Origin of the sequence: Buttiauxella agrestis (genome assembly GCF_900446255.1) — a bacterium.
Taxonomy (GTDB): Bacteria; Pseudomonadota; Gammaproteobacteria; order Enterobacterales; family Enterobacteriaceae; genus Buttiauxella; species Buttiauxella agrestis.
In genome coordinates this window covers 2,267,955-2,293,689 of sequence record NZ_UIGI01000001.1, presented here as the reverse complement: position 1 = coordinate 2,293,689, position 25,735 = coordinate 2,267,955, and the positions used below count along the sequence as shown (strand labels likewise).

30 protein-coding genes are annotated in these 25,735 nt (G+C 51.1%); 18 read left to right on the top strand and 12 right to left on the bottom strand.

Annotated features, from left to right (window positions below; translation table 11 throughout):
- Positions 1 to 8: 8 nt before the first annotated feature.
- A complete protein-coding gene (gene rspA, locus DY231_RS11100; protein WP_115628407.1) occupies positions 9 to 1,223 on the bottom strand; it encodes a starvation-sensing protein RspA in 1,215 nt (404 codons plus the stop codon).
- A 188-nt stretch (positions 1,224 to 1,411) separates the two neighbouring features.
- Positions 1,412 to 1,738: a YnfA family protein gene (locus tag DY231_RS11095; protein ID WP_115631825.1), complete on the bottom strand. Its 327-nt coding sequence runs from the start codon at positions 1,736 to 1,738 to the stop codon at positions 1,412 to 1,414.
- 103 nt (positions 1,739 to 1,841) lie between these two features.
- Here DY231_RS11095 and DY231_RS11090 point away from each other — a divergent pair, with 103 nt between their 5' ends.
- Both DY231_RS11090 and speG read left to right on the top strand, forming a co-directional pair.
- Positions 1,842 to 2,189, top strand: coding sequence for a DUF1283 family protein (locus tag DY231_RS11090; RefSeq protein WP_115628406.1), 348 nt, complete (start codon positions 1,842 to 1,844; stop codon positions 2,187 to 2,189).
- A 62-nt stretch (positions 2,190 to 2,251) separates the two neighbouring features.
- Positions 2,252 to 2,809: a spermidine N1-acetyltransferase gene (gene speG, locus DY231_RS11085; protein ID WP_115628405.1), complete on the top strand. Its 558-nt coding sequence runs from the start codon at positions 2,252 to 2,254 to the stop codon at positions 2,807 to 2,809.
- Positions 2,810 to 2,859: 50 nt separating this feature from the next.
- On the opposite strand, the gene DY231_RS11080 is transcribed toward speG, so the two are convergent.
- Positions 2,860 to 3,900 (bottom strand): oxidoreductase, encoded by a 1,041-nt coding sequence (locus tag DY231_RS11080; protein ID WP_115628404.1) that lies wholly within the window; start codon positions 3,898 to 3,900, stop codon positions 2,860 to 2,862.
- A 279-nt stretch (positions 3,901 to 4,179) separates the two neighbouring features.
- Here DY231_RS11080 and ydgT point away from each other — a divergent pair, with 279 nt between their 5' ends.
- The 11 genes from ydgT (at position 4,180) to gstA (ending at position 13,984) form a co-directional block, all read left to right on the top strand.
- A complete protein-coding gene (gene ydgT / locus DY231_RS11075; RefSeq protein ID WP_115628403.1) occupies positions 4,180 to 4,395 on the top strand; it encodes a transcription modulator YdgT in 216 nt (71 codons plus the stop codon).
- 94 nt (positions 4,396 to 4,489) lie between these two features.
- Entirely contained in the window at positions 4,490 to 4,942 is a 453-nt protein-coding gene (locus DY231_RS11070) for a DUF2569 domain-containing protein (protein ID WP_115628402.1), read from the top strand.
- A gap of 90 nt (positions 4,943 to 5,032) precedes the next feature.
- Entirely contained in the window at positions 5,033 to 5,614 is a 582-nt protein-coding gene (gene rsxA / locus DY231_RS11065; protein ID WP_034455395.1) for an electron transport complex subunit RsxA, read from the top strand.
- The gene (gene rsxB, locus DY231_RS11060) at positions 5,614 to 6,192 is read left to right on the top strand and encodes an electron transport complex subunit RsxB (RefSeq protein WP_115628401.1); all 579 of its coding nucleotides are present in this window, start codon (positions 5,614 to 5,616) and stop codon (positions 6,190 to 6,192) included. The genes rsxA and rsxB overlap by 1 nt, the downstream gene beginning before the upstream one ends.
- Entirely contained in the window at positions 6,185 to 8,146 is a 1,962-nt protein-coding gene (rsxC, locus tag DY231_RS11055) for an electron transport complex subunit RsxC (RefSeq protein ID WP_115628400.1), read from the top strand. Before rsxB ends, rsxC begins: the two co-directional genes overlap by 8 nt.
- Positions 8,147 to 9,196, top strand: coding sequence for an electron transport complex subunit RsxD (rsxD, locus tag DY231_RS11050; RefSeq protein ID WP_115628399.1), 1,050 nt, complete (start codon positions 8,147 to 8,149; stop codon positions 9,194 to 9,196).
- Between the two features lie 9 nt (positions 9,197 to 9,205).
- Positions 9,206 to 9,832 (top strand): electron transport complex subunit RsxG, encoded by a 627-nt coding sequence (rsxG, locus tag DY231_RS11045; protein ID WP_115628398.1) that lies wholly within the window; start codon positions 9,206 to 9,208, stop codon positions 9,830 to 9,832.
- Positions 9,829 to 10,515 carry an electron transport complex subunit E gene (locus tag DY231_RS11040; protein ID WP_115628397.1) on the top strand — a complete coding sequence of 229 codons (687 nt, stop codon included), beginning with the start codon at positions 9,829 to 9,831 and terminating at the stop codon, positions 10,513 to 10,515. The genes rsxG and DY231_RS11040 overlap by 4 nt, the downstream gene beginning before the upstream one ends.
- Positions 10,515 to 11,150, top strand: coding sequence for an endonuclease III (gene nth, locus DY231_RS11035; RefSeq protein ID WP_115628396.1), 636 nt, complete (start codon positions 10,515 to 10,517; stop codon positions 11,148 to 11,150). Before DY231_RS11040 ends, nth begins: the two co-directional genes overlap by 1 nt.
- Positions 11,151 to 11,766: 616 nt before the next feature.
- Positions 11,767 to 13,272 (top strand): dipeptide/tripeptide permease DtpA, encoded by a 1,506-nt coding sequence (gene dtpA, locus DY231_RS11030; protein ID WP_115628395.1) that lies wholly within the window; start codon positions 11,767 to 11,769, stop codon positions 13,270 to 13,272.
- Positions 13,273 to 13,381: 109 nt separating this feature from the next.
- Positions 13,382 to 13,984: a glutathione transferase GstA gene (gene gstA, locus DY231_RS11025; RefSeq protein ID WP_034495767.1), complete on the top strand. Its 603-nt coding sequence runs from the start codon at positions 13,382 to 13,384 to the stop codon at positions 13,982 to 13,984.
- 44 nt (positions 13,985 to 14,028) lie between these two features.
- On the opposite strand, the gene pdxY is transcribed toward gstA, so the two are convergent.
- From pdxY to anmK, 5 genes are all read right to left on the bottom strand, one after another.
- Positions 14,029 to 14,889, bottom strand: coding sequence for a pyridoxal kinase PdxY (gene pdxY / locus DY231_RS11020; RefSeq protein WP_034495768.1), 861 nt, complete (start codon positions 14,887 to 14,889; stop codon positions 14,029 to 14,031).
- Between the two features lie 78 nt (positions 14,890 to 14,967).
- Positions 14,968 to 16,242: a tyrosine--tRNA ligase gene (tyrS, locus tag DY231_RS11015; RefSeq protein WP_115628394.1), complete on the bottom strand. Its 1,275-nt coding sequence runs from the start codon at positions 16,240 to 16,242 to the stop codon at positions 14,968 to 14,970.
- 142 nt (positions 16,243 to 16,384) lie between these two features.
- The gene (gene pdxH, locus DY231_RS11010; protein WP_115628393.1) at positions 16,385 to 17,041 is read right to left on the bottom strand and encodes a pyridoxamine 5'-phosphate oxidase; all 657 of its coding nucleotides are present in this window, start codon (positions 17,039 to 17,041) and stop codon (positions 16,385 to 16,387) included.
- A 57-nt stretch (positions 17,042 to 17,098) separates the two neighbouring features.
- Complete coding sequence (gene mliC / locus DY231_RS11005; RefSeq protein WP_115628392.1) at positions 17,099 to 17,422, bottom strand: C-type lysozyme inhibitor; 324 nt, start codon at positions 17,420 to 17,422, stop codon at positions 17,099 to 17,101.
- A 111-nt stretch (positions 17,423 to 17,533) separates the two neighbouring features.
- Positions 17,534 to 18,655 (bottom strand): anhydro-N-acetylmuramic acid kinase, encoded by a 1,122-nt coding sequence (gene anmK / locus DY231_RS11000; RefSeq protein ID WP_115628391.1) that lies wholly within the window; start codon positions 18,653 to 18,655, stop codon positions 17,534 to 17,536.
- 264 nt (positions 18,656 to 18,919) lie between these two features.
- Between anmK and slyB the strand changes: the two genes are divergently transcribed.
- A complete protein-coding gene (gene slyB, locus DY231_RS10995; protein ID WP_115628390.1) occupies positions 18,920 to 19,387 on the top strand; it encodes an outer membrane lipoprotein SlyB in 468 nt (155 codons plus the stop codon).
- A gap of 56 nt (positions 19,388 to 19,443) precedes the next feature.
- On the opposite strand, the gene slyA is transcribed toward slyB, so the two are convergent.
- The gene (slyA, locus tag DY231_RS10990; protein ID WP_115631824.1) at positions 19,444 to 19,878 is read right to left on the bottom strand and encodes a transcriptional regulator SlyA; all 435 of its coding nucleotides are present in this window, start codon (positions 19,876 to 19,878) and stop codon (positions 19,444 to 19,446) included.
- Between the two features lie 181 nt (positions 19,879 to 20,059).
- Here slyA and DY231_RS10985 point away from each other — a divergent pair, with 181 nt between their 5' ends.
- The 3 genes from DY231_RS10985 to DY231_RS10975 are packed head-to-tail and all read left to right on the top strand — an operon-like array spanning position 20,060 to position 23,187.
- On the top strand, positions 20,060 to 20,296 hold the full coding sequence (locus tag DY231_RS10985) for a DUF1656 domain-containing protein (protein WP_034495778.1): 237 nt from the start codon (positions 20,060 to 20,062) through the stop codon (positions 20,294 to 20,296).
- Between the two features lie 3 nt (positions 20,297 to 20,299).
- Positions 20,300 to 21,157, top strand: a complete 858-nt coding sequence (locus DY231_RS10980) for an efflux RND transporter periplasmic adaptor subunit (RefSeq protein ID WP_115628389.1) — start codon at positions 20,300 to 20,302, stop codon at positions 21,155 to 21,157.
- Between the two features lie 8 nt (positions 21,158 to 21,165).
- Positions 21,166 to 23,187, top strand: coding sequence for an FUSC family protein (locus DY231_RS10975; RefSeq protein ID WP_115628388.1), 2,022 nt, complete (start codon positions 21,166 to 21,168; stop codon positions 23,185 to 23,187).
- Between the two features lie 2 nt (positions 23,188 to 23,189).
- On the opposite strand, the gene sodC is transcribed toward DY231_RS10975, so the two are convergent.
- The 3 genes from sodC to DY231_RS10960 all read right to left on the bottom strand — a co-directional run bounded on the left by sodC (position 23,190) and on the right by DY231_RS10960 (position 24,987).
- A complete protein-coding gene (gene sodC, locus DY231_RS10970; RefSeq protein ID WP_115628387.1) occupies positions 23,190 to 23,711 on the bottom strand; it encodes a superoxide dismutase [Cu-Zn] SodC in 522 nt (173 codons plus the stop codon).
- A gap of 82 nt (positions 23,712 to 23,793) precedes the next feature.
- Positions 23,794 to 24,690, bottom strand: coding sequence for an aldo/keto reductase (locus tag DY231_RS10965; protein WP_115628386.1), 897 nt, complete (start codon positions 24,688 to 24,690; stop codon positions 23,794 to 23,796).
- A 57-nt stretch (positions 24,691 to 24,747) separates the two neighbouring features.
- Positions 24,748 to 24,987, bottom strand: a complete 240-nt coding sequence (locus tag DY231_RS10960; protein ID WP_034495784.1) for a DUF1289 domain-containing protein — start codon at positions 24,985 to 24,987, stop codon at positions 24,748 to 24,750.
- A 136-nt stretch (positions 24,988 to 25,123) separates the two neighbouring features.
- On the opposite strand from DY231_RS10960, the gene DY231_RS10955 reads away from it, so the two are divergent.
- Positions 25,124 to 25,696, top strand: coding sequence for a phosphoethanolamine transferase domain-containing protein (locus tag DY231_RS10955; protein ID WP_115631823.1), 573 nt, complete (start codon positions 25,124 to 25,126; stop codon positions 25,694 to 25,696).
- The last annotated feature ends 39 nt before the right edge of the window (positions 25,697 to 25,735 follow it).

Genomic DNA, 25,735 nt, shown 5'->3' with positions numbered 1-25,735 from the left:
TTCTTCCTTTACCAATTCCACAACGTGCCATCTTCAAGGCGGGCAACCGGCAGATACGCAGGTTCGTAGGGGTATTTCGCGGCCAGTTTTTCGTCGAACTCGATGCCAATACCGGGCTTATTGCCAGGGTGCATGAATCCGTTATCAAACGTCCAGTTATGCGGGAAGACTTCGAGCATTTGCTCGGAATAGCCCATGTATTCCTGTACCCCAAAGTTTGGCACCCAGAGGTCAAAATGCAGCGCGGCGGCCATACAAACTGGAGACAGGTCGGACGGGCCGTGTGAGCCGGTTCGCACCTGGTATAACGAGGCAAAATCCGCAATGCGGCGCATGCCGGTGATGCCACCCGCGTGAGTAATCGTGGTGCGGATATAGTCGATAAGCTGCTCTTCGATAAGCTGTTTGCAATCCCAGATGCTGTTAAAGACTTCGCCGACGGCAATCGGGGTTACGGTATGCTGGCGAATCAGACGGAAGCATTCCTGGTTTTCAGCAGGTGTCGGGTCTTCCATCCAGAACAGACGGTGATCTTCGATGCTTTTACCAAAGCGCGCGGCTTCGATTGGCGTCAGACGATGGTGCATGTCGTGTAGCAAATGTTCGTCGAAGCCAAACTTATTGCGAACGGCCTCGAACAATTTGGGGGTGAAATCGAGATATTTTTCCGTTGACCACAACTGCTCTTCCGGCCAGTCGCCTTTGGTTGCGGGTTCGTACGCCAGCCCTTTGCCTTTTGCCATACCGTAAGTGGTTTTCATGCCTGGCACGCCGCACTGCACACGTATCGCTTTAAAGCCCTGCTCTTTATGACGGGCGTAATCCTCCAGCACGTCATCAATGGAATGGCCTGTGGTGTGACAGTAAACCATCACGCCTTCGCGGGAGGCTCCGCCTAACAATTGATACAGCGGCATGTTGGCGGCTTTCGCTTTAATGTCCCACAGCGCGACGTCGACCGCAGAAATTGCCGACATCGTTACCGGCCCGCGACGCCAGTAAGCACCTTTGTAGAAGAACTGCCAGATATCTTCGATACGGTGCGCATCACGCCCTACCAGTTGCGGGCAAACGTGATCTTTAAGATAGGACGCAACCGACAATTCGCGGCCATTTAACGTGGCATCGCCCAGTCCAGTGATCCCGTCGTCTGTGGTAATTTTCAGCGTGACAAAATTCCGCCCCGGGCAAGTCACAAACACTTCTGCTTTTACAATCTTCATTCCGCTCCCCTTACAGCACATCAGGTCGATGGTCTTTAATGAGCGTGAAATTACCTCTGACAAGACTACCATACAAGTATATTAATGAGATATTGACGGACTGAGTCACAAAATTTTTGTGACTCTTGCGCGAGTTGCAGCAGTAATGCGAGGTTTTTTGCAAGCGTGTGGCGAAGTAAAAACTAAAATCAGGCCCGGCCCCAGCCAGCGACGATAATCAACATGCCGCAGAAGGCAACAGATGCGCCTATCCAGTCATAAGCACTTAATTTAATGCCATCGACTACGCGTAGCCACAGCAGTGCCGTTACGACATAAACGCCACCGTAAGCAGCATATACGCGTCCACTGGCCGCCGGATGGAGCGTCAATAGCCAGACGAACATCGCCAGCGATAATGCTGCCGGGATCAGCAGGAATGCAGAGCCTTCGCGCTTTAACCACAGCCAGGGTAAAAAGCAGCCGATGATTTCGGCAAGCGCCGTGGCAAAAAATAATAAGGTTGTTTTGATCATATTGAACATTGTCTGGGATAATGAGGTCAAAAGTGCACCATCTGGTACGCATCGCGCACCGTGGTATATTTATAAGCTGCAAAATACTCTAAAGGAAACCGCAATGAACACAACCCTTCGCAAACATCTGTCGGTGGCTATGCCGCTGGCATTGTTGCTGAGTGCGTTTGCGTTTGTTCAGCCCGCGAATGCTCAGACCAATAAACTGATTATCGAGTCGGGTGACAATGCGCAAACTCGCCAGGATGCGGCGATGGACAAAGAGCAATGGAATGACACCCGCTCTCTGCGCCAGAAAGTTAACAAACGTGCCGAAAAAGAATGGGACAAAACCGACGTCGCTTTTGATGCCCAGGACAATTGCCAGAAAAGCGCCAACGTCAACGCTTATTGGGAACCCAACACCCTACGTTGCCTTGACCGCCGCTCTGGCCGTGTTGTCGCTCCGTAACTGCACGACGTTAATCAATAAGGCTTCTTAAGGGAAGCCTTATCTCTTTGAAAGGAATTCAAATGAGCCAGGAACTCCCCATTAAGCTTCGCCCGCTTGAGCGCGAAGATCTGCGTTTCGTTCACCAGCTTGATAACAATGCCAGCGTGATGCGCTACTGGTTTGAAGAGCCTTACGAGGCATTTGTCGAGCTGTCGGATCTGTATGACAAGCATATTCACGATCAGAGCGAGCGTCGTTTTGTTATCGAATGCAATGGCGAAAAAGCAGGTCTGGTCGAACTGGTCGAAATCAACCATGTTCCTCGCCGTGCCGAATTCCAGATAATCATCTCGCCTGATTATCAGGGTAAAGGCCTGGCATCACGTGCCGCCAGGCTTGCGATGGATTACGGATTTATGGTGCTCAATCTGTACAAACTGTATTTGATTGTTGATAAAGAGAATGAAAAAGCCGTCCACATCTATAAGAAGCTCGGCTTTATGGTGGAAGGTGAGTTAATCCACGAGTTCTTTATCAATGGAGAGTATCGCAACACGATTCGGATGTGCATTTTCCAGCATCAGTATCTGGCGGGGCACAAAACTGTGGGCACTATTTTAAAACCGACTGCGCAGTAACCGAAACCCTGGCCCCTGAAAGTGAGCGTGGTGCCAGGGTTTGGTAGCGGTTACGCCAGGTTCAGTGTCGCGCGATGTTTCGCGGATTCCATGCCCAGCTCAATCATTTCCATGACCTGAATGGCCTGCGCGGCCGGAACCGGGTTCTCACCGTGGCCCGTGAGTGCATCACGAATCCCCGCGTAGTAAGCCGGATAATTACCCGGCACGGTCAGCAACGTTTGCTCTGCCATCACCTCACCCTGCGCCAGCGTTAACACGCCGTCGCGCATATCGTAACCCCAGTCTTCCTGCGGTAAACGCTCGCCCGCTTTCAGGCGATCTTCCTGCGGGTCGAGGCCATATTTAATGTAGCTGCCACGCGCGCCATGCACGATGTAGCGCGCTGTTTCTGCTGCCGCCAGCAAAGTACCGTGGAGCACAACGCGACGCTGTGGGTACGCCAGCACCGCATGGAAGTAATCCGTGGCCTGAGCGCCTGGGCGCAGTTGGCCTAAATCCACTGTCAGGCTGACAGGCAGTCCAAAAAGATTCAATGCCTGGTCAATAAGATGAGGGCCTAAGTCATACCAAATCCCGCTCCCAACGCCCGCCTGCTCGCGCCAGCGGTTACGCACCTGCGGACGATAGCGGTCAAAATGGGATTCAAAATAGGCCACTTCACCCAACGTACCGTCTGCCAGCAGCGCTTTCACGGTTAAGAAATCGCTGTCCCAACGGCGGTTGTGGAATACAGAAAGCAATAAGCCGCAGCTTTTCGCCAGCGCATCCAGTTCACGCGCTTGTGACAACGTCACGGTAAAGGGTTTATCGACAACCACATGTTTACCGGCTTCCAGCGCCGCTTTTGCCAGTGGGAAGTGGGTATCGTTTGGGGTGGGAATGACGATTAAATCGATATTTGGGTCATTAAACAGATGATGAGGATCAGAGACTACCGGCATGTTTGGCCAGTCAGCATGAACTTTCGCGGCATCGCTGCTGGAAACACCGGCCAGAACCATGCCTGGTGTACCGACAATTAATGGCGCATGAAAAGTCTTACTGGCGTAACCGTAACCGATTAATCCGACACGAATGCTATCACTCATTTGCTTTCCTCATAATTTTGGACGCCCTATTTGACACCATCCCTGTAATTGTAACAACAGGTAATTATATTGTTGCGATTGAGTTGCACACTTACCAAACACCAGGCAATACGCGGGTGTCAGGAGGGTCAGGTGATGTTCTATGTGACGATGAAAACTCCTAAAAAGTCAATATCACGCTTTTTCTTGCAATAACAACCTGCATTTCCGTTTATTATTCATGCAAATCAGACATGCCGCGTGCTCCTATTTTCTCTTTTGTATGGATAACTGCCTCTCATGACCGCTCTAGATTATTTAATGAAATTTCGAAAAATCAGCTCGTCCGAAAGCCTTGAAAAACTCTTCGACCATCTTAATTACACCCTCACCGATAATAATGAATTGATGAATATGTATCGTGCTGCCGATCATCGTCGGGCTGAATTGGTTTCCGGTGGACGCCTGTTTGATTTAGGTTGTGTGCCAAAAGCCGTCTGGCGATATGTGCTGTAGCGCAGCTTGCGGTAGCAAAGCGTTAAAAAAACCTTATAATCCTCCCGCCTTATGAATCTCATAAGGAAAGTCTTATTCTTTTTCGGGAGGTAACATGACGACAACGCAAGTACCTGGGCGAGCACCCCGCATTGCAGGCTGGCTTCTTGCCCCTCTCGCCTGGCTTCTGATGACCTTACTCAGCAGCAGTATTGCCCTCGCCATTTATCTTATGATGCTTATCTCCCCAGAAAGCCATCGACTTATGAGCGCGCAAGGCCCCAAAATGGTGATGTTTTGGTACACCTCGATTGCCTGCGCAATTGCCATGTGGGGTTATACCGTGTGGTTGACTATCGCCTTCTTTAAACGTCGTAAGAATGTGGTCCGTCATTATATTCTTTGGTTATTGCTGTCGGTGTTGTTAGCGGTTAAAGCCTTCGCGTTTTCCCCAGTGAGTGACGATCTGGCATTGCGCCAGTTGATGTTCCCGCTGTTAGCTGCGGCTTTGTTGGTTCCGTACCTCAAGCGTTCGCAACGCGTGAAGCAGACATTTATCAATCCGTAGTTTCGCCGTAATAACCTTATAAACGCCCAGTTGTCGTCATCGGTCGGTTAGACGATAATAGGCGGCTTTTTTTTGTTTCAGGTCTCATTCATGACAGATTATTTGCTGCTCTTTGTTGGTACGGTACTGGTTAATAACTTCGTATTAGTGAAGTTTCTTGGCCTGTGTCCGTTTATGGGAGTTTCCAAAAAATTGGAAACGGCCATCGGCATGGGGCTGGCGACCACTTTTGTACTCACCCTGGCGTCTATTTGTGCGTGGCTGGTCAACGAGTTGATCCTTATCCCTCTTGACCTCGTCTATTTGCGCACGCTGGCGTTTATTCTGGTTATTGCCGTCGTCGTGCAATTTACCGAAATGGTGGTGCGCAAAACCAGCCCGGCGCTCTATCGCCTGCTGGGTATCTTTTTACCGCTAATCACCACTAACTGTGCGGTGCTGGGCGTCGCGTTGTTGAACATCAATCTCGGCCATAACTTCCTGCAATCAGCCCTTTATGGTTTTTCTGCCGCCGTGGGTTTCTCGCTGGTGATGGTGTTGTTTGCGGCTATTCGCGAACGTTTAGCGGTTGCCGACGTGCCCGCGCCATTTCGTGGCAATGCCATCGCGCTTATTACCGCCGGTTTGATGTCTCTGGCCTTTATGGGCTTTAGCGGGTTGGTGAAGTTCTGATGAGTACGATTTGGATTGCTGTTATTGCGCTGGGCCTGTTGGGTCTGGTCTTCGGGCTGATCCTCGGTTATGCCTCGCGTCGTTTTCGCGTCGAAGAAGACCCAATTGTCGATAAACTGGACGAACTGTTACCCCAGAGTCAATGCGGGCAATGCGGCTATCCTGGTTGCCGTCCATATGCGGAAGCCGTGGGTAATCAGGGTGCAAAAATCAACTTATGCGCACCTGGCGGTGAAGCCGTGATGCACAAAATCGCAACCTTACTTAACGTGGATCCCCAGCCCATTGAAGGCGATGCTCAGGCATTGGAACCCGTTCGCATGTTAGCCGTTATCGACGAACCAAATTGTATTGGCTGCACCAAGTGCATTCAGGCCTGCCCGGTGGATGCCATTGTCGGTGCGACTCGCGCCATGCATACCGTAATTAGTGACCTTTGCACCGGATGCAATTTATGTGTCGACCCGTGCCCTACGCGTTGTATTGAGCTGCGCCCGGTCGAAACCACCACAGAAAGCTGGAAGTGGGATCTGCAGACCATCCCGGTTAGACTCATTCCGGTGGAGCAAAATGCTTAAGTTATTTACCCGTTTCAAAAAAGACAAAATCTGGGATTTCGATGGTGGCATTCATCCGCCAGAAATGAAAACTCAGTCAAATGGCACGCCACTACGCCAGGTTCCTTTGCCACAAAAGCTGGTTATTCCATTGAAGCAGCACATTGGTGCTGAAGGTGAGCTGTGCGTGAAAGCAGGCGATTATGTGCTGCGTGGTCAACCTTTGACACGTGGGCGTGGTCGCATGTTGCCTGTTCATGCTCCAACTTCCGGAACCATCACCGCCATTGCGCCCCACTCGACCGCCCATCCTTCTGCATTGGCTGAGCTGAGTGTGATTATTGAAGCCGATGGCGAAGATACCTGGATTGAACGTGACGGTTGGCATGATTATACGTCGCATAGCCGTGAAGAATTAATTGCGCGTATTCATCAATTTGGTGTTGCCGGTCTGGGCGGCGCAGGCTTCCCGACCGGGAATAAATTGCTCGGTGGCGGCGATAAAATCGACACGCTGATCATCAACGCCGCGGAGTGTGAGCCTTACATTACCGCCGATGACCGTCTGATGCAGGATTGCGCGGCGCAAATCATCGACGGCGTGCGTATTCTTGCGCATATTTTGCAGCCAAAGCGCGTGTTAATTGGCATTGAAGATAACAAGCCGCAGGCCATTTCGATGATGCGTGCGGTACTTTGCAATACGCACGGTATCGAGTTGCGGGTGATCCCAACCAAATATCCGTCTGGTGGCGCAAAGCAACTGACTCAAATCCTGACCGGGAAACAAGTCCCACAAGGTGGCCGTTCGTCAGATATTGGGGTGCTGATGCAAAACGTCGGCACCGCTTTTGCCGTGAAACGCGCCGTTATGGATGGAGAACCGTTAACCGAGCGAGTGGTGACGTTAACCGGCGGTGCCGTTCAGCAACCGGGGAATGTCTGGGCGCGTCTGGGAACGCCAGTCCGCCATCTGTTGGATTTTGCCGTATTCCGTCCGGGTCATGATCAGCAAGTGATTATGGGCGGGCCGTTAATGGGCTTTAGCCTGCCGTGGCTGGATGTTCCTGTCGTCAAAATCACCAACTGTTTGCTGGCACCTTCCACTCTCGAAATGGGAGAGCAACAAGAAGAACAGAGCTGCATTCGTTGCAGTGCCTGCGCTGATTCCTGCCCGGCAGATCTTTTGCCACAGCAACTCTACTGGTTTAGCCGTGGGCAACAGCACGATAAAGCGCAGGCCCATAATCTCAAAGATTGCATCGAATGCGGCGCTTGCGCGTACGTTTGCCCAAGCAATATTCCGCTGGTGCAATATTTCCGCCAGGAAAAAGCCGAGATCCGTGAAATCGAGCTGGAAGCCAAACGCACCGCTGAAGCCAAAGAGCGCTTTGAAGCGCGCCAGGCGCGGCTCGAACGCGAAAAAGCCGCTCGCCTTGAGCGCCATAAACAAGCAGCCGTTCAACCTACAGCTAAAGATAATGATGCCATTCAGGCCGCCCTCGCCCGGGTGAAAAGCAAGAATGCGCAAGGTAATGAGCCGATTGTTATCAAAGCGGGAACCTTGCCGGACAACCAGCAAGTGATTGCCGCCCGCGAAGCGCGTAAAGCGCAGGCGCGCGCTCGTCAGGTTGAGAAAGAAGCGCAAGAAACTCCTGCAGAAACCGGTGTTGTTGATCCGCGTAAAGCCGCGGTCGAAGCAGCGATTGCCCGAGCGAAAGCACGCAAAGCGGCTCAGGCAAACGAAGCAGCAACAGCCCCTGTCGAAGTGGCTAAAACCGAAACGGTTGATCCGCGCAAAGCGGCGGTCGAAGCCGCCATTGCCCGAGCGAAAGCCCGTAAAGCCGCGAAGGCCGAACAACAATCTGAAGAAACACCTGCCGAAGAACAAGATCCGCGTAAAGCCGCCGTTGCCGCGGCAATTGCTCGTGTCCAGGCACGAAAAGCAGCGCAACAAATGGCATCAGAGGAATAAATGGTTTTTAAGATAGCAAGCTCCCCTTATACCCATAACCAACGCAGCACATCGCGAATTATGCTGCTGGTGACTTATGCCACATTGCCAGGAATGGCAATGCTGTGGTACTGGTTTGGCTGGGGCAGTCTGGTGCAAATCGCATTAGGTATTTTGACGGCTGTCGCCGCTGAACTGCTGGTGCTCAAACTGCGCAAACAGCCGCTACGGATCCTGGGCGATAATTCTGCCGCGCTCACCGGCCTGTTGCTTGGCATCAGTATTCCACCGTTCGCTCCATGGTGGATAGTGATCCTGGGTACCGTGTTCGCCGTGATTATCGCGAAACAATTATATGGCGGCCTGGGGCACAACCCGTTTAACCCGGCAATGGTCGGTTACGTGGTGTTGTTGATTGCCTTCCCGGTGCAAATGACATCCTGGTTGCCACCGCAGTCGCTTGCCGCAACGGTGCCCGGTTTTGCCGACTCCCTGCACGTGATATTTTCTGGCACGACGGCGGCTGGCGACACCATGTCGCAATTGCGGATGGGTATAGATGGTATAAGTCAGGCCACTCCGCTCGACACGTTTAAAACCGGATTACGCGCCGGGCATTCCGCCGCGGACCTGTTGCAAGAGCCGATTTATACCGGCGTGCTGGCGGGAATTGGTTGGCAATGGGTGAATCTCGCATTCCTTGCAGGCGGGCTGTTCTTACTGGTGAAAGGTGCCATTCGCTGGCATATTCCGGTCAGTTTTCTGCTGGTGCTGGCGGTGTGTTCCACCCTGGGCTGGATGTTTGCTCCGGAAAAATGTGCATCACCGCTGATCCATCTGTTCTCTGGCGCAACGATGCTGGGTGCATTCTTTATTCTCACCGACCCCGTTACCGCCTCGACAACCAATCGTGGGCGTCTGATTTTCGGCGCACTGGCCGGTTTGCTGGTCTGGCTGATTCGCACCTACGGCGGTTATCCTGATGGTGTCGCGTTTGCCGTTCTGCTGGCTAACATTACCGTGCCGTTGATTGATTACTACACCCGCCCTCGTGCTTACGGGCATCGCTAAGGATTCGTCATGCTGAAAACAATGCAAAAACATGGCGTGACTCTGGCGCTGTTTGCCGCGCTGGCAACAGGACTTACCGCAGTCGTTAACGCGCTGACCAAAGGCACCATCGAACAGCAAGCCGTTGCTCAACAGAAGGTGCTGTTCGATCAGGTGATTTCATCCGATAGTTACGACAACAATATTCAGGCTAGCTGCGTGGTGGTGAACAATTCACCGTTAGGCAAAGGCGATCGCGAAATCTATGTTGCGCGTAAAGGTTCGCAGCCGATAGCCGTGGTCATGGAAGCGACTGCACCCGATGGCTATTCTGGTGCTATTCAGTTGCTGGTCGCGGCGGATTTTAACGGCAAAGTATTAGGTTCACGAGTGACGGAACATCACGAAACACCCGGCCTGGGTGATAAAATCGAAACGCGTCTGAGCGACTGGATTACCCATTTTGCGGGTAAAACCATTCAGGGTAATAATGACCCGATCTGGGCGGTGAAGAAAGACGGCGGTCAGTTTGATCAGTTTACCGGCGCGACGATTACCCCGCGCGCGGTTGTCAATGCGGTAAAACGTGCGGGATTGTTCGCAAAAACATTACCCACTCAAGTAGATAACTTACCTGTTTGTGGAGCACAACCATGAGCGAAGTAAAAGATATTGTCGTTCAGGGGCTATGGAAAAATAACTCCGCGCTGGTGCAGTTACTGGGCCTGTGCCCGCTGCTGGCGGTAACGTCCACAGCCACAAACGCCCTGGGACTTGGCCTCGCCACTACGTTGGTATTAGTGCTAACCAACAGCGCGGTTTCAGCGCTGCGGCGCTGGGTTCCTGCTGAAATTCGTATCCCGATTTACGTGATGATTATCGCGTCGGTGGTCAGTACCGTACAGATGCTGATTAATGCTTACGCCTACGGTTTGTATCAGTCGCTGGGGATTTTTATTCCTTTGATTGTGACCAACTGCATTGTGATTGGTCGCGCCGAAGCTTTTGCCGCTAAAAGTAGCGTACCGCTTGCCGCTCTCGATGGGTTTGCCATCGGCATGGGGGCTACCAGCGCGATGTTCGTTCTCGGCTCGCTGCGTGAAATTATTGGCAACGGGACGCTGTTTGATGGGGCTGATGCGCTGTTAGGTAACTGGGCAAAAGTGCTGCGTATTGAAGTGTTCCATACTGATACTCCTTTCCTGCTGGCCATGCTGCCTCCAGGGGCATTTATTGGTTTGGGTTTGATGCTTGCCGTTAAATATCTTATTGATGAAAAAATGAAAACGCGCCGCGCAGCGAAAGCTGTCGCCACGGAAGGACATCCAGAGAAAGCGTAATGAATAAGAGTAAAAGGTTAGAGATCCTCACGCGCCTGCGTGACAACAATCCTCATCCTACGACAGAGCTGCAATTCAGCACGCCGTTTGAGCTGCTGATAGCCGTGTTGTTGTCTGCGCAGGCGACAGATGTCAGCGTCAACAAAGCTACGGCGAAGCTTTATCCGGTGGCGAATACACCGCAAGCGATGCTGGAGTTGGGCGTGGACGGTATCAAATCCTACATCAAAACCATCGGCCTGTTTAACAGCAAGGCTGAGAACGTGATTAAGACCTGCCGGATGCTGATTGAATTGCATAATGGCGAGGTGCCGGAAGACCGTGCCGCGCTGGAAGCGTTACCCGGTGTAGGACGTAAAACAGCAAACGTGGTGCTTAACACCGCCTTTGGCTGGCCGACCATCGCGGTAGATACCCATATCTTCCGCGTCTGTAACCGTACCCACTTTGCGCCGGGTAAAAATGTTGAGCAGGTAGAGGAAAAACTGCTGAAAGTGGTTCCGGCAGAATTTAAAGTCGATTGCCATCACTGGCTTATCCTTCACGGTCGCTATACCTGTATTGCCCGCAAGCCGCGCTGTGGCTCGTGTATCATCGAAGATCTTTGCGAATACAAAGATAAAGTCGATATCTGATTTCTTCCGCCTGCTGCATGCGTGGCAGGCCGCTTCAATGCTCAATTCCTCCTCTCTTTAGATTCGTCGTATTCTGCTGCTTTGTTCTGCAAATCATGGCCGCTTCGTTTACATCCTGCGGTGAATAATTACCCGAACAGGTTAATCGTTTTTTTACGATAAGAATTTTCCATAACTATGTGACGCAGATCACACTGATAACCTGATGTTAAATTTAAGTCATCAAAATGAAACAAATAACCTCTTATTCACCAGTGAATACTCAACTAAAGCAGTACAATAGCCTGCACATATCTTTACACCCCGCCCATATCACTACACATTCGCCTTTAGAGCAGAATATATAACTAAATTGATTTAATTTTGACATTCCAGAAGAGAATAAATTGGTAAAGCGCATTTTGATAAAATTTAACGCTGAATAACAAATTGCTTTTCGGAGCTTTATTCCGCCTCGGATATATGTAACAGAGTATTACAAACCTCTTGCCTGATTGCGCAGGATAGTGAACATTACCCGCCGTTTCCCCTTCCTTATAACTAAAAAAGCGAATGCCCACCCGGCATGACGCTTAGAAAACTCCTGTTAAAGTGGGATGTAAAAAAAGAGGTATATGTGTCGACTGCAAACCAAAAACCAACAGAAAGCGTAAGTCTGAACGCTTTCAAACAACCTAAATCGTTCTACCTGATTTTCTCTATCGAGTTGTGGGAGCGTTTTGGCTACTACGGCCTGCAAGGCATCATGGCCGTTTACCTGGTCAAAATGCTGGGTATGTCCGAAGCTGACTCCATCACCCTGTTCTCTTCCTTCAGCGCGCTGGTCTACGGAATGGTCGCTATTGGTGGTTGGTTGGGCGATAAAGTTCTCGGCACCAAACGTGTCATTGTCCTCGGTACTATCGTCCTGGCTATCGGTTACGCGCTGGTAGCTTATTCCGGCCACGATGTTGCTGTCGTGTATATGGGTATGGCGACAATCGCTGTGGGTAACGGTCTGTTCAAGGCTAACCCGTCTTCCCTGCTTTCTACTTGCTATGAAAAGGATGACCCACGTCTGGACGGTGCATTTACTATGTACTACATGTCCATCAACATCGGTTCATTCTTCTCTATGTTGGCCACACCATGGCTGGCAGCGAAGTATGGCTGGAGCGTTGCGTTCTCTCTGAGCTTCGTGGGTATGCTGATCACCCTCGTGAACTTCATGTTCTGTAAGAAGTGGGTGAAAAATCACGGTTCCAAACCTGACTTCCAGCCTGTTCACTTCGGTAAACTGGCCACGACTATTGTCGGCGTTCTGGTGCTGGTTACTGCGGCAACCTGGCTGCTGCACAACCAGGGTATCGCACGTATGGTTCTGGGCGTAGTTGCTCTGGGCATCGTGTTTATCTTTGCTAAAGAAACCTTCGCCATGAAAGGCACAGCGCGTCGTAAGATGATTGTTGCATTCATCCTGATGGTTGAAGCGATCGTGTTCTTTGTGCTGTATAGCCAAATGCCGACCTCTCTGAACTTCTTTGCTATCCGTAACGTTGAACACTCCATTCTGGGTATCGCGTTTGAGCCAGAGCAGTTCCAGGCACTGAACCCATTCTGGATCATGATTGGTAGCCCGATTCTGGCTGCAATCTATAACAAAATGGGCGACCGCATCCCAATGCCGCACAAGTTCGCATTCGGTATGGTTCTGTGCTCCCTTGCGTTCCTGGTGCTGCCAGTCGGTGCTAAGTTTGCATCCGATGCGGGTATCGTTTCAGTAAGCTGGTTGATCCTGAGCTATGCGCTGCAAAGTATCGGCGAACTGATGATTTCTGGTCTGGGTCTGGCGATGGTTGCACAATTGGTGCCACAGCGTCTGATGGGCTTCATCATGGGTAGCTGGTTCCTGACGACTGCTGGTGCAGCAATCATTGCAGGTAAAGTTGCCAACCTGATGGCTGTGCCGGAAAACGTGACAGATCCATTGCAGTCACTTGCAGTTTACGGTCACGTATTCATGCAAATCGGTATTGCTACCGCTGTTATCGCGGTTCTGATGATGATTACGGCGCCGAAACTGAGCCGTATGGCACAGAGCGACGAAAAAGCTGAAACCAACACGGAAACAGCCACCGCGTAATGTAGCGGGAAACATGATTTTTTCAGCCGTTAGCTTTTCGCTAACGGCTTTTTTTTTGCCCGTTTGCGCACTAACATAGGGTATCTTAGCGCCCCATAGGAGTTCAGTAATGAAACTGTATTATAAAGCTGGTGCCTGTTCCCTCTCCCCCCACATCATCCTGCGCGAAACCGGTGTAGATTTCTCCCTCGTCAAAGTCGACTTAGCGGCAAAGAAAACCGAAACGGGTGACGACTATCTTGAAGTGAATGCCAAAGGCCAGGTTCCGGCACTGGTACTTGATGACGGTTCGCTGCTGACTGAAGGGGTTGCGATTGTGCAGTTCCTCGCAGATAAAGTGCCTGACCGCCAGCTGCTCGCTCCCGCGGGCAGCATGACGCGCTACCATACGCTCGAGTGGCTTAACTACATTGCGACAGAGCTTCACAAAGGTTTCTCGCCATTATTTAATCCAGCAACACCTGACGATTTCAAAACACTTACGCGTGCCGCACTTGAGAAAAAATTCAAATACGTCAACGAAGAGTTGAATGACAAACAGTGGCTGATGGGTCTGCGTTTTAGCGTGGCGGATGCGTATCTGTTTACCGTATTGCGCTGGGCGCAGGCGCTGAAACTCAATCTGGAAGGGTTGAGCAACATCGACGCGTTTATGGAACGTATGAAAGCGCGTCCGGCAGTGGCGGCGGCGTTAACAGCTGAAGGGATTTAATCTGCTGGAAGTGAAACGCCCCTGCTAACAGGGGCGTTTATATATCAGAGTTTCACCGCAGTGAAATAATGCTCAGGTTTAGCAATGCCTTCCTGGGCGGCAACCAGTTGCAGTTCGTACTCTTCCATTTTCTTCGTCACGACCATCACGTCATAAACCGCAGCAGTAACGTGCTCAAGTGCTTCGCGAAGAGTGGCGCCCTGCAACAACTTCACCAGCAACAGGCCGCTGGTCACATCACCGACGCCAACTGGCTGGCGCTCGCCAAAGTCCACCAGCGGACGGTGAATATGCCAGGCCTCATCGGCTGTCACCAACAACATCTCAAAGCGATCTTGCTGATAAGCGGCACGTGCCAGGTGTTTCACCAGTACAATTTGCGGGCCTTTGGCGATAAGTTCACGCGCCGTGGCAACCGCTTCTTCAACGGTATTCACTGCATGACCGCTGAGAATTTCAAGCTCAATCAGGTTTGGCGCAATAATGTCGCTGGCAGGCAATGCATAGCGTGTATGGAATTCGGCTACACCAGGTGCGACGATACAACCCTTTTCAGGGTGCCCCATAACCGGATCACAGAAATACTTCGCCTGCGGATTCGCTTCTTTCACTTTGCGCACGATAGAAAGAATGTGCTCACCCTGCTCCGCAGAGCCAAGATAACCACTCAGTACCGCGTCACAACGCTGCAACTGACCGATATCTGCAATTCCCTGCACAATCTCACTGAGATGGCTGGCAGGCATGACGTCGCCTGTCCATTTTCCGTATTGGGTGTGATTAGAGAACTGAACGGTGTTCAGCGACCACACATTAGCGCCCAGGCGGCGCATCGGGAATTCGGCAGCACTATTACCTGCATGACCAAAAACCACATGGGACTGGATGGCAAGAATATTTTTCATTTCTCTACTCGGGCTACTCTGGGGATATATCGCAAAAATAAAGGGCGTGGTTTCCCACGCCCTTCTGGCCTTTCTTAATTACTTCCAGCAAACGAGGCAGTAATTTTTCTTACCCCGGCGCAGCAAGGTGTAGCGATTGAACAGAATATCGCTATCAGCAAAGGTATATTCCGGGTCGGACTGCTTCTCACCGTTAATGGTGATAGCATTTTGCGCGATCGTTTTACGCGCCTGACCACGAGACGGTTGCAGTTCAGAATCGACCAATGCTTGTTGTAAATCAGCGCCGCGTTCCATTTCAACCATTGGCACGCCGTCCTGAGCCAGTTGCTCAAGGTCAGCTTCGGTCAAATCGCTCAGGTTGCCGTTAAACAGGCTGCGGGTAATACGTTTCGCCGCTTCCAGACCTTCTTCACCGTGAACCAGACGGGTGACTTGCTCTGCCAGTACGTATTGCGCACGCGGAGCCGCGCCACTGTTTTTGTCTTCTGCTTCCAGCGCGTCGATTTCTTCCAGGCTCATGAAGGTGAAGAACTTAAGGAAGCGATAAACGTCGGAATCCGCAGTGTTAATCCAGAATTGGTAGAATTTGTACGGGCTGGTTTTCTTCGGATCAAGCCAGACTGCGCCGCCTTCGGTTTTACCGAATTTGGTGCCATCAGATTTGGTGATCAGTGGAACAGTCAGACCAAATGCTTGTTGCTGGTGCAGGCGGCGGGTCAGGTCGATACCAGAGGTGATGTTACCCCACTGATCGGAACCGCCAATTTGCAGAACCACGCCGTGCAGTTTGTTCAGGCAGGCGAAGTCGTAACCTTGCAGCAGGTTGTAGGAGAACTCTGTAAAGGAGATACCCACATCATCACGGTTCAGACGCTGCTTCACCGCTTCTTTGTTGATCATCTGGTTGACGGAGAAGTGCTTACCAATATCACGCAGGAAGGTCAGAACGTTCATTCCGCCAAACCAGTCGTAGTTATTCGCCGCAATCGCTGAGTTTTCTCCACAGTCAAAATCGAGGAATGGGGCAACCTGACGGCGGATTTTTTCAACCCACTCTTGCACGGTATCTTCGGTATTCAGTTTGCGCTCGGAGGCTTTAAAACTTGGATCGCCAATCAGGCCTGTTGCACCACCCACCAGCGCAACCGGTTTGTGACCTGCTTCCTGGAAGCGTTTCAGGCACAGCAGTGGAACCAGATGGCCCAAATGCAAGCTGTCAGCGGTAGGATCAAAGCCGCAATACAGAGCAATTGGCCCTTGCGCCAGTCGCTGTGCTAACGCTTCTTCATCCGTTACCTGGGCGACTAAGCCCCGCTCTTGCAATTGTTTTATCAAATTGATGCTCGCCATCAAATTCTCCATCTATATACGACTGCACCTTTACCGGTACACGGTTTTTCGCCTGGTGGCGAAAGGAGTTAATTTCTTAGGGGACATATAATAGAGAGCTGGCACGTGGAGTACCAGCGCTTAACACAACAAATTCCCGATGCTACGGAGCCAGGCGGTCTATTTTCCAGGCACTGCCGTCACGCTGGTATAAAAAACGATCGTGCAGGCGATGTTCACCGCCCTGCCAGAATTCCATTTGGTCAATCGTTACGCGATATCCGCCCCAGAAACTCGGGAGTGGAACTTCGCCCTGCTGGAATTTTTGTTTTAGTTCGAGGAATTTACTTTCCAGAATACCGCGCGCGGAAATACGGCTGGATTGTTTTGAAACCCAGGCGCCAATTTGGCTATCACGCGGACGGCTGTGGAAATATTTCAGCACTTCAATGGTGGATAAGCGTTCCGCCGTTCCCTGCACCATGACCTGACGGTCGAGCATATGCCACGGGAAGTGCAGACTGATTCGCGGATTCGTTTCCAGGTGATGTGCTTTGCGGGAGCCGAGGTTGGTGTAAAACACGAGTCCTCGTTCATCGAAATGTTTGAGCAAAACAATGCGCTGATACGGCTGGCCGTTTTCATCAACGGTCGCCACTACCATCGCGGTAGGATCGGCAAGTTTTGCATCACATGCCTGAGCTAACCAGCGCTCAAACAAAGGCAGAGGTTGTTCGGTAAGATCAGTGCGGCGCAACCCACCTTTGGTGTATTCGCGGCGCAAATGCGCAATTTGTTGCAAAGAGTCGTTATCAGACATGGCTTTACGTCAGGCAATTGTCAGGTGGAGCTATTGTGCGCTCCACCCTCAAAAATCTCAATGTTTCGGATTTTGAAGCTGGCAATTATCCAGAACGACAGTGTCTTTACGATAAACCGTGGCGGTATCGCCTTTCGACCAGAACACGTACACCCCGTCGGTATAACGCGTGCCCGAGGCAGACAGACCCTGAGTCAGCGACAGGTATTCGTTGTCGTAGACAAAGTTGACCATCTGTTTCTGATTATTAAGTTTGACGGTAAGCGGTTTTTCGTCGCACTGATATTGCAGGGTATCGGTCTGCATACGCTCAACAAAGGTGTTGTAGTAGCTGCATCCGGCGAGCATGAAAGGAATAGTGGCAATAAGTAGTTTTTTCATCTGCATGTCCTGAAGTTCTTATAATTTCTTATAAAAGGGGGAGCTTAGCGTCCCCCATCACTTCAGTTTAGAGTTTTAGTGCTGTCGTGAATTTCAGTTAACTCCGATTCTTCAGGGAAGATGGAGCGGGTTTGCGGGAAATATGGCACCAATCACGCTGGCGGCTGTTGCCCCGGTCACGGACGGCAGATTTCCCGGCAGGCCCGACATAGTGCGGTACGCAAGCCAGGCGAATGCCAGTGCTTCCATGTCATCGCCGCTAATGCCTGCATCATCCGTGGTTGTCACTTCGATTCCAGGCAGCAAACCACCTAAACGCGCCATCAGCAACGGATTGCGACTCCCACCACCGCACACCATCAAGCGCTCACAACCACCGCTCAATAAAACCTGCTCGGAAATTGTCACCGCGGTGAGTTCCGTGAGTGTGGCCTGAACATCTTCCCCGGCAAGCCCTGGGAATGCAGCCAACTGGCGTTCGAGCCAACCATAGTTGAAATATTCGCGACCGGTGCTTTTAGGCGCAGGCATGGAAAAATACGGGTCACTAAGCATTTGCTGCAATAGAGGAATGATAACTTTTCCGCTGCTCGCCCATTCGGCGTCTTTATCGTATGCCTTGCCGCGCTGACGCCAGATCCAAGCATCAATCAGCATATTTCCGGGGCCGGTATCAAACCCACGTATTGGCTGTTCCGGAATAAGCAAAGAAAGGTTGGCAATCCCGCCGATGTTGAGCACCATGCGGTGTTCGGTCGGATGGGCTAATAAAGCATGATGGAATGCCGGAACCAGGGGCGCGCCTTGCCCACCAAGCGCCATATCGCGGCGGCGAAAATCCCCTACGACTGTCACACCGGTGCGCGCAACAATTTGGTTGTTATCACCAATTTGCATCGTGTGCGGCGCATCACCTTGCGGTTCATGCCAGACGGTTTGTCCGTGACACCCGATAGCGGTGATGTCGGCGTAAGTCAGCCCCTGTTCATCCATCAACGTTTGCACCGCTTCGGCGAACAATTTCCCCAGACGATTATCGAGCTGCCCAAGCTGAGAAAGCGTTAACTGCTGCCCCTGGCAGATCGCCAGAATGGCATTTTTGATATCTAAAGGAATCGGGTGGCTGTAACTCGCCTGCTGCGCAACAAGATGTTCATCAATCGCTGCCAGAACGACATCAATACCGTCCAGACTGGTGCCGGACATCACACCGATATAACGCCCTGATTTCATCGGTTACTCCTGTAGACTCGCCATTTTAGGGGGTTAACTCCATCATAAATTAGCACTCAATTCGATGATTCATTAATACTTTTTAACAACAACGCGTTTGTCATAAAGAATATTGCGCTGGTTTAGGCACGGTTAAGTTAAGGTTTTTTAGTATCAATGCCATAATGCATCGGAACTAATTTTAAATTCAGCACCTAAATACCATATAATTTAGCCATGAAGGATGCTCAGTTGGGCGTTTCAGGTGTTCAGGAGAGTCAAAAAATGATTTCACGTGTACTGGCAGTAACATTAGTTGGGTTAACTTTGGCTGGTTGCAGCAACACCAGTTCACTTTCCGGCGACGTTTACAGTGCCTCTGATGCCAAGCAAGTCCAGAGCGTCACGTACGGTACGTTGGTTTCTGCTCGTCCTGTTCAGATTCAGGCAGGAAATGATTCAAACGTGATGGGTGCGATTGGCGGGGCTGTTCTGGGTGGCTTCCTGGGTAACACCGTCGGCGGCGGTACCGGTCGTTCACTGGCAACAGCTGCGGGTGCTGTAGCAGGTGGCGTGGCCGGTCAGAGTGTTCAGGGTGCGCTGAACAAAACTCAGGGTGTTGAGCTGGAAATCCGTAAAGATGACGGCAACACCATTCTGGTCGTGCAAAAACAAGGCGACACTAAATTCTCTGCGGGCCAACGTGTGAGAATCGCCAGCAACGGCAGCCAGACCACTGTTTCACCGAACTAATTCGTGCTTCTATAAAGCAGAAAGCCTCGCTTTGCAGCGAGGCTTTCGATAAAAAATTATTCTTTCGTCTGTAAATCAACGATGTTTTTTTCCAGCCGGTTTATCAGGTTAAGCAACAGTGTCTGCTCTTCGGGGCTGATACCCAACAGAATTTCATCGCGCGTCTTTTTGATAACCGTTTCCATCTCAGTGATGATGGGATCTGCCCGCTCAGTGAGTTTAATACGCTTCGCGCGACGGTCGTTCGCACAAGTCTGACGAGAAATAAGACCTTTCTCCTCAAGTTGATCAAGTGTTCTGACCAATGATGGTTGCTCAATGCCGATCGCTTTGGCCAACTGAATCTGTGACTGCTCGGGCGGCAACTGATGGATATTGTGCAACGTAACCCAATGCGTTTGTGTCAATTCAAGTGGTTTCAGGCGATGGTCAATCAGAGCACGCCAAATGCGCACCAATCGTGCCAGATCTGATCCTAATGGCGATTCCAATTTCATCTCCTTATAATTAGCTTGCTAACATATTATACTGATTTTAAACTACTGTGCAGGCTTTAATTGAAAAAACAAAATCCTTATTTTTGCTGACGTTATGCAACCAGCTATACTTTTAGTTTACATCTAAGTCAGGGGAAACGGCAGTCGTCCCCGGAATTTTAAAGGATTATCTGACGTGAGCTTTAATTTACTGACCTCAGGCTTACCCATTCAGGACCTGATTTTGGGTGCCTCTATCTACTTCCCCCCTCTTTTTAAAGCGGTTCTCGTTGGTTTTTTTATCTGGCTCATCCTGCATCATTTGTTACGTGACTGGATGTATTCCGGCGAAATATGGCATCCGACATTAATGGATTTGTCGTTATTCTCACTCTCAGTCAGTGCGGGCCTTGTCATTCTGGTGGTGTGGTAAAGCATGAATATGAAAACAATTAAGTATTTTTCCACGCTGCTGGTTTTTGCCGTAGCCATCGTTGTTGGCTGGATGTTATGGAATTATTACATGCAATCACCGTGGACGCGAGACGGGAAAGTTCGCGCTGAGCAAGTCAGCATTACGCCGCAGGTTTCAGGGACCATTACAAAGCTTAATATTGAAGATAATCAATTCGTCAAAGCGGGTTCGATTTTATTCACCATTGACGTCACGCCATACCACATTGCCGAACTCAACGCGCAGGCGCAGTTAGCTCAGGCGCAGTCCGAGCTGGGCAAAGCCAGCAATGAAGCCAATCGCCGTCGTAACTTACCGCGCAACTATATTTCTGCCGAAGATATGGACACCGCCAATATCAATGTCAAAGCCGCGCAAGCCTCTGTGAAAGCGGCTGAAGCCACGCTTGAACAGGCAAGATGGCAGATTACGCAAACAACCGTGACCGCCCCCGTTGATGGCTGGGTGACGAATCTGTCAACGCGAACCGGCAATTACGCCACCGCCGGGCAGCCGGTATTTGCGCTGGTCGATAGTCACTCTTTTTATGTAGTCGGTTATTTTGAAGAGACCAAACTTCGCCATATCCAACCCGGCAATGCCGCGCAAATCGTATTGTATAGCGGCCACGTCCCTTTAAACGGCAAAGTGCAAAGCATTGGCCGCGCCATCTACGATCAAAGTGTTGAAAGTGACAGCGATTTAGTGCCGGATATCAAACCTAACGTGCCGTGGGTGCGCCTGGCCCAACGTGTTCCGGTGCGCATTAAGCTCGATGAGATTCCGCCAGGAGTCACGCTGGTTTCTGGCACCACCTGCACTGTATCCATTAAGCACTGACAGCACTGATGAAACTCTCAGCGTTGGCATGGCGAAATACTCCCTGGGGCAAAGCAAACGCCGGGCAATGGCGCTACGCCCTGCGCAATGCGATTGCGATGTGTCTGGCATTGACCATTGCTTATTACCTGAATTTAGATGAACCCTACTGGGCAATGACTTCAGCGGCGGTCGTGAGCTTCCCTACCGTCGGCGGCGTGGTCAGCAAAAGTCTGGGGCGCGTGGCAGGCAGTTTAATTGGCGCAACGGCCTCGCTGATTATTGCCGGGAATACGCTAAACGACCCGTGGCTATTTACTTTTGCTATGGCTGCATGGTTGGCGCTGTGCACCTGGAGCTCAAGCCATTTCCAGAACAACGTCGCGTATGCCTTTATGCTGGCGGGCTACACCGCCGCGATTATCGCATTCCCGATGGTGAATACGGTCGAAACTACGCAGCTGTGGGATATTACTCAGGCGCGTGTTTGCGAAGTTATCGTCGGGATTTTATGCGGTGGTTTTATGATGATGGTGCTGCCCAGCACCTCTGATGGCACCACGCTACTGAGCGCGCTGCGAAATATGCATGCCCGTTTGCTGGAACACGCTTCGATGCTGTGGAAACCAGAAACCACCGATGCGATTCGCATGGCGCACGAAGGGGTTATCGGGCAGATTCTGACCATGAATCTTTTAAGGATTCAGGCGTTCTGGAGCCATTATCGTTTTCGCCGCCAGAATAATTTGCTCAATTATCTTATTCATCAGCAACTCCGCCTCACCAGCGTTATCTCTGGCCTGCGCCGCATGCTGATGAACTGGCCTGACCCGCCAGAAAATTTATGGCCCGTGCTGGAAGCCTTAATTAAGGAACTGGCGCGGGAAGATACCCATAAATATCACATCGCTCGCCTGTTACAGCAGATTGCCCCCGGCGTCGATGATGACTATCGCTACCAGGCATTCTGGCATCGTCTGCGTTATTTTTGCTGGTTGTACCTGAACAGTTCACGGTGGTTGCGCGAACTGGAAAATGCGACGCCTGTATCAGAGATCGAGCCGCCGAAAACTCCGCCACTGGCAAGGCATACCGACAACACCGAAGCATTGTGGAGCGCAATTCGCACCTTCTGCGTGATTACCGTGACCGGGGCCTGGTGTATCAGCACCCAGTGGGATGGCGGGAGCGGTGCGCTATCGCTGGCGGCAATCAGTTGCGTACTCTATTCGTCTGTCGCCTCGCCGCTTAATTCGCTCACCCTGCTGATGCGCACCTTACTGTGGCTATCGCTATTTAGCTTCCTGGTGAAATTCGGTCTGATGGTGCAGATCACCGACCTCTGGCAGTTCCTGATTTTCTTATTGCCGCTGCTGGCGACCATGCAGCTACTCAAGCTACAACAACCTAAGCTGGCCGGATTATGGGGGCAACTGATTGTTTTCATGGGTTCGTTTATCGCAGTGACTAACCCGCCGGTTTATGACTTTGCGGATTTCCTGAATGATAATCTGGCAAAAGTCATAGGCGTGGGTCTTTCGTGGGTGGCGTTTTCCATTCTGCGACCGGGTTCTGACACACGTAAGAGTCGCCGCCATATTCGGGCCTTGCGACGTGGTTTTGTCGATCAATTAAGCCGCAAACCCGTCCACACGGAAAACCAATTTGAATCGCTGGCCTATCACCACATTAGCCAGTTGAGTAGTAGCAAAGATGAGACAGCGCGTCGCTGGCTGTTGCGCTGGGGGGTGGTGTTACTGAACTGCTCGCATGTAGTCTGGCAATTGCGTAGTTGGGAAACACGGTCCGACCCGTTGTCACAGGTGCGCGATGTGTGTATTCATACCTTGCGGGACGTGATGAGTGAACGTGGGGTTCAGCAACGATCGCTGGCAGCAACTTTGCAGGAGTTACAGAAAATGTCGGACACGCTTGCGCATCACCATAATGCGGATGCCCGAGAGCTCGCCGGAATCATCTGGCGACTCTATTGTTCGCTTTCCCAACTGGAACAAGCGCCGCCTGCCGGAACGTTGACAGGCAGCCACTAGTTTTACTGGATAACGCCGCAAGCGTAGCGCGCCCCACCACCACCAAGGGGTTTCGGTTGATCGGACATATTATCGCCGTCAACATGCACCATTAGCGCTTTGCCTTTTACATCATCGAGTTTTTTCAGACGCGGTGCGGTAACGGGCTGGGTCGCGCTGCCGTCGTTGTCGACCACCAGCACCGGTAAATCGCCCAGATGACCAACGCCCATTGGACCCATATGTTTGCCAGTATGTTCAGGATCAAGATGCCCACCAGCGGCTTCAGCCGCTGAAGGTTTGCCATCTTTCATTGCAGCTTCGCAGCTACCTTTGGCGTGGACATGGAACCCATGTTCGCCTGGGGGAAGTGTTCTCAGGTCCGGTGCAAAAACCAGTCCTTTATCGGTCTCGGTGATTTTGACATTGCCAAGAGAGTGACCAATCCCCTCAGCCGTGACGAGATTCATTTGAACGTCGGTGCTTGCAGCCTGAGCGGCTCCACAACTCAATAAGACCAGTAATGCCAGACTCATTCGCTTCATATTTATCTCCCGGATTCATATTTACCCTGTTAAGCATAGGCCAGACAGGTGAAATCCTCCGGGAGATAACTATTTTTGCGGGTTACGGCACGTCGTAACCTAACGCAGCTTTACGGATACGGAACCATTGTTGACGGCTCATATCCAGGCTCAGAGAATGAATGGCTGAACGCACACGTTCAATTTTGCCGGAGCCGATAATTGGCAACGGTTTGGACGGCAAGCGCATAATCCATGCATAAACCACTTGCTCAATAGTTTCAGCACCAATCTCATTTGCTACCGCTTGCAACTCATCACGCAGCGGCTGGAAGGCTTCGTCATTAAACAGGCTACCACCGCCCAGACATGACCACGCCATCGGATGAACGCGCAACTGCTGGCATTGATCCAGCGTGCCATCAAGGATAGTCGGCTGATGTACCGGGGAAATTTCCACCTGATTGGTCGCAAGCGTAAACGGCAGACGCGATTGCAACAATGCAAACTGAGCCGGGGTAAAGTTTGATACGCCAAAGTGACGCACTTTGCCGCTCTGATGCAGCATAGTGAACGCTTCCGCCACTTCGTCAGCGTCCATCAAAGGATCAGGGCGATGAATTAACAGCAGGTCCAGATAGTCAGTGGCCAGGTTCTGAAGTGACTTCTCCGCGCTACTGATGATGTGAGATTTGTCGGTGATGTAGTGCCCCAAAGCGTGATCGGGTTTTGCCGTAGTAGCAATCCCACACTTCGTGACGATTTCCATTTTTTGACGCAGATGCGGGGCCAGGCGCATTGCCTCACCAAACGCGGCTTCACATTGATAACCACCGTAGATATCAGCGTGATCAGCAGTGGTAATACCCAGGTCGACATGCTCTTCGATAAAGCTGGCCAGTTGAGGAGCGGACATATTCCACTCCATCAAACGCCAATACCCCATCACCAGACGGGAAAATTCTGGTCCCTGCGGGGAAATCGTAATGCGCTGTACCATAAAGCCTGTCCTCAGTGTTAAATGAATTCTGCGACTGAGTATAGAGGGATCAGGGAATTAAAAAAGTGAAGGTTGTTGCGGTTCTTCGGGGGATGCGCTCTTGTTTGCACGTAATTTACGCATTAAACGCTGGCGGCATAAGCGCAGCACTTCTTGTTTTTGCCCGTCGCTCAGTTGCTGCCACTGAAAACGCTCGTCACGGCTGCGCATACACCCACGGCAAAAGCCGCGCTCATCTGACTGGCAGATCCCGCGACACGGGCTTTGTATCGGGAAAAACTCTAACTGTTCAGACACTCGCCAACCTCTTCACGCACAGTGCTTCAATTGAAGCCTGACATGCAGATTGTTGCAAGCGATGCGGTGAAATTAAGGTTCGCCTAATCTTCTTAAATTAGTCTACGTCCATTGTCTACGAGTCATTATGGGCGTTATGGAAATCATTAAAAAGTTACAGTGTAACGATTCCAGATTTAACCTGTGCTGTGCCTTTTTCTTTACTTTGATTAATTCACTGTTCATTAAGCGCGCATGGGATATCATTGCCCCGGACTCAATTCACAGCTGGATCTTCGCCATTTCGGTGCCCGTGGTTTTGTTCAGCGCCTGGTTATCCCTCTTCAATCTGATTAATTTTCCTTGGCTACGTAAGCCGCTGCTAGTGATATTGGTGATGGGTTGTGCGGTCAACAATTACTTTATGTTTACCTGTGGCGCGGTCATTGACACTCATATTGTGAGTAACGTCTTTGAAACCGACTCCCATAACGCATCCAGGTTAATTACCCCTCAATTGCTGCTCTGGATCGGGCTGGCTGGACTTGTACCCGCATTGTTTCTGTCAGCGATTAAAATCCTGCCTTCGCGCGGGTGGTACACCCTACTCATCCGCCTGGTCGGCGTTCTGGCGGGTCTGTTGATCATTATTCTGGTGGCTTCAGTCTTTTATAGAGACTACGCATCGCTATTCCTTAGTTACAAAAACATGGTAAAAATTTTACCCTAAACACTTGCGTTAGACCGACTGGTCTATTACAGTCTTTCC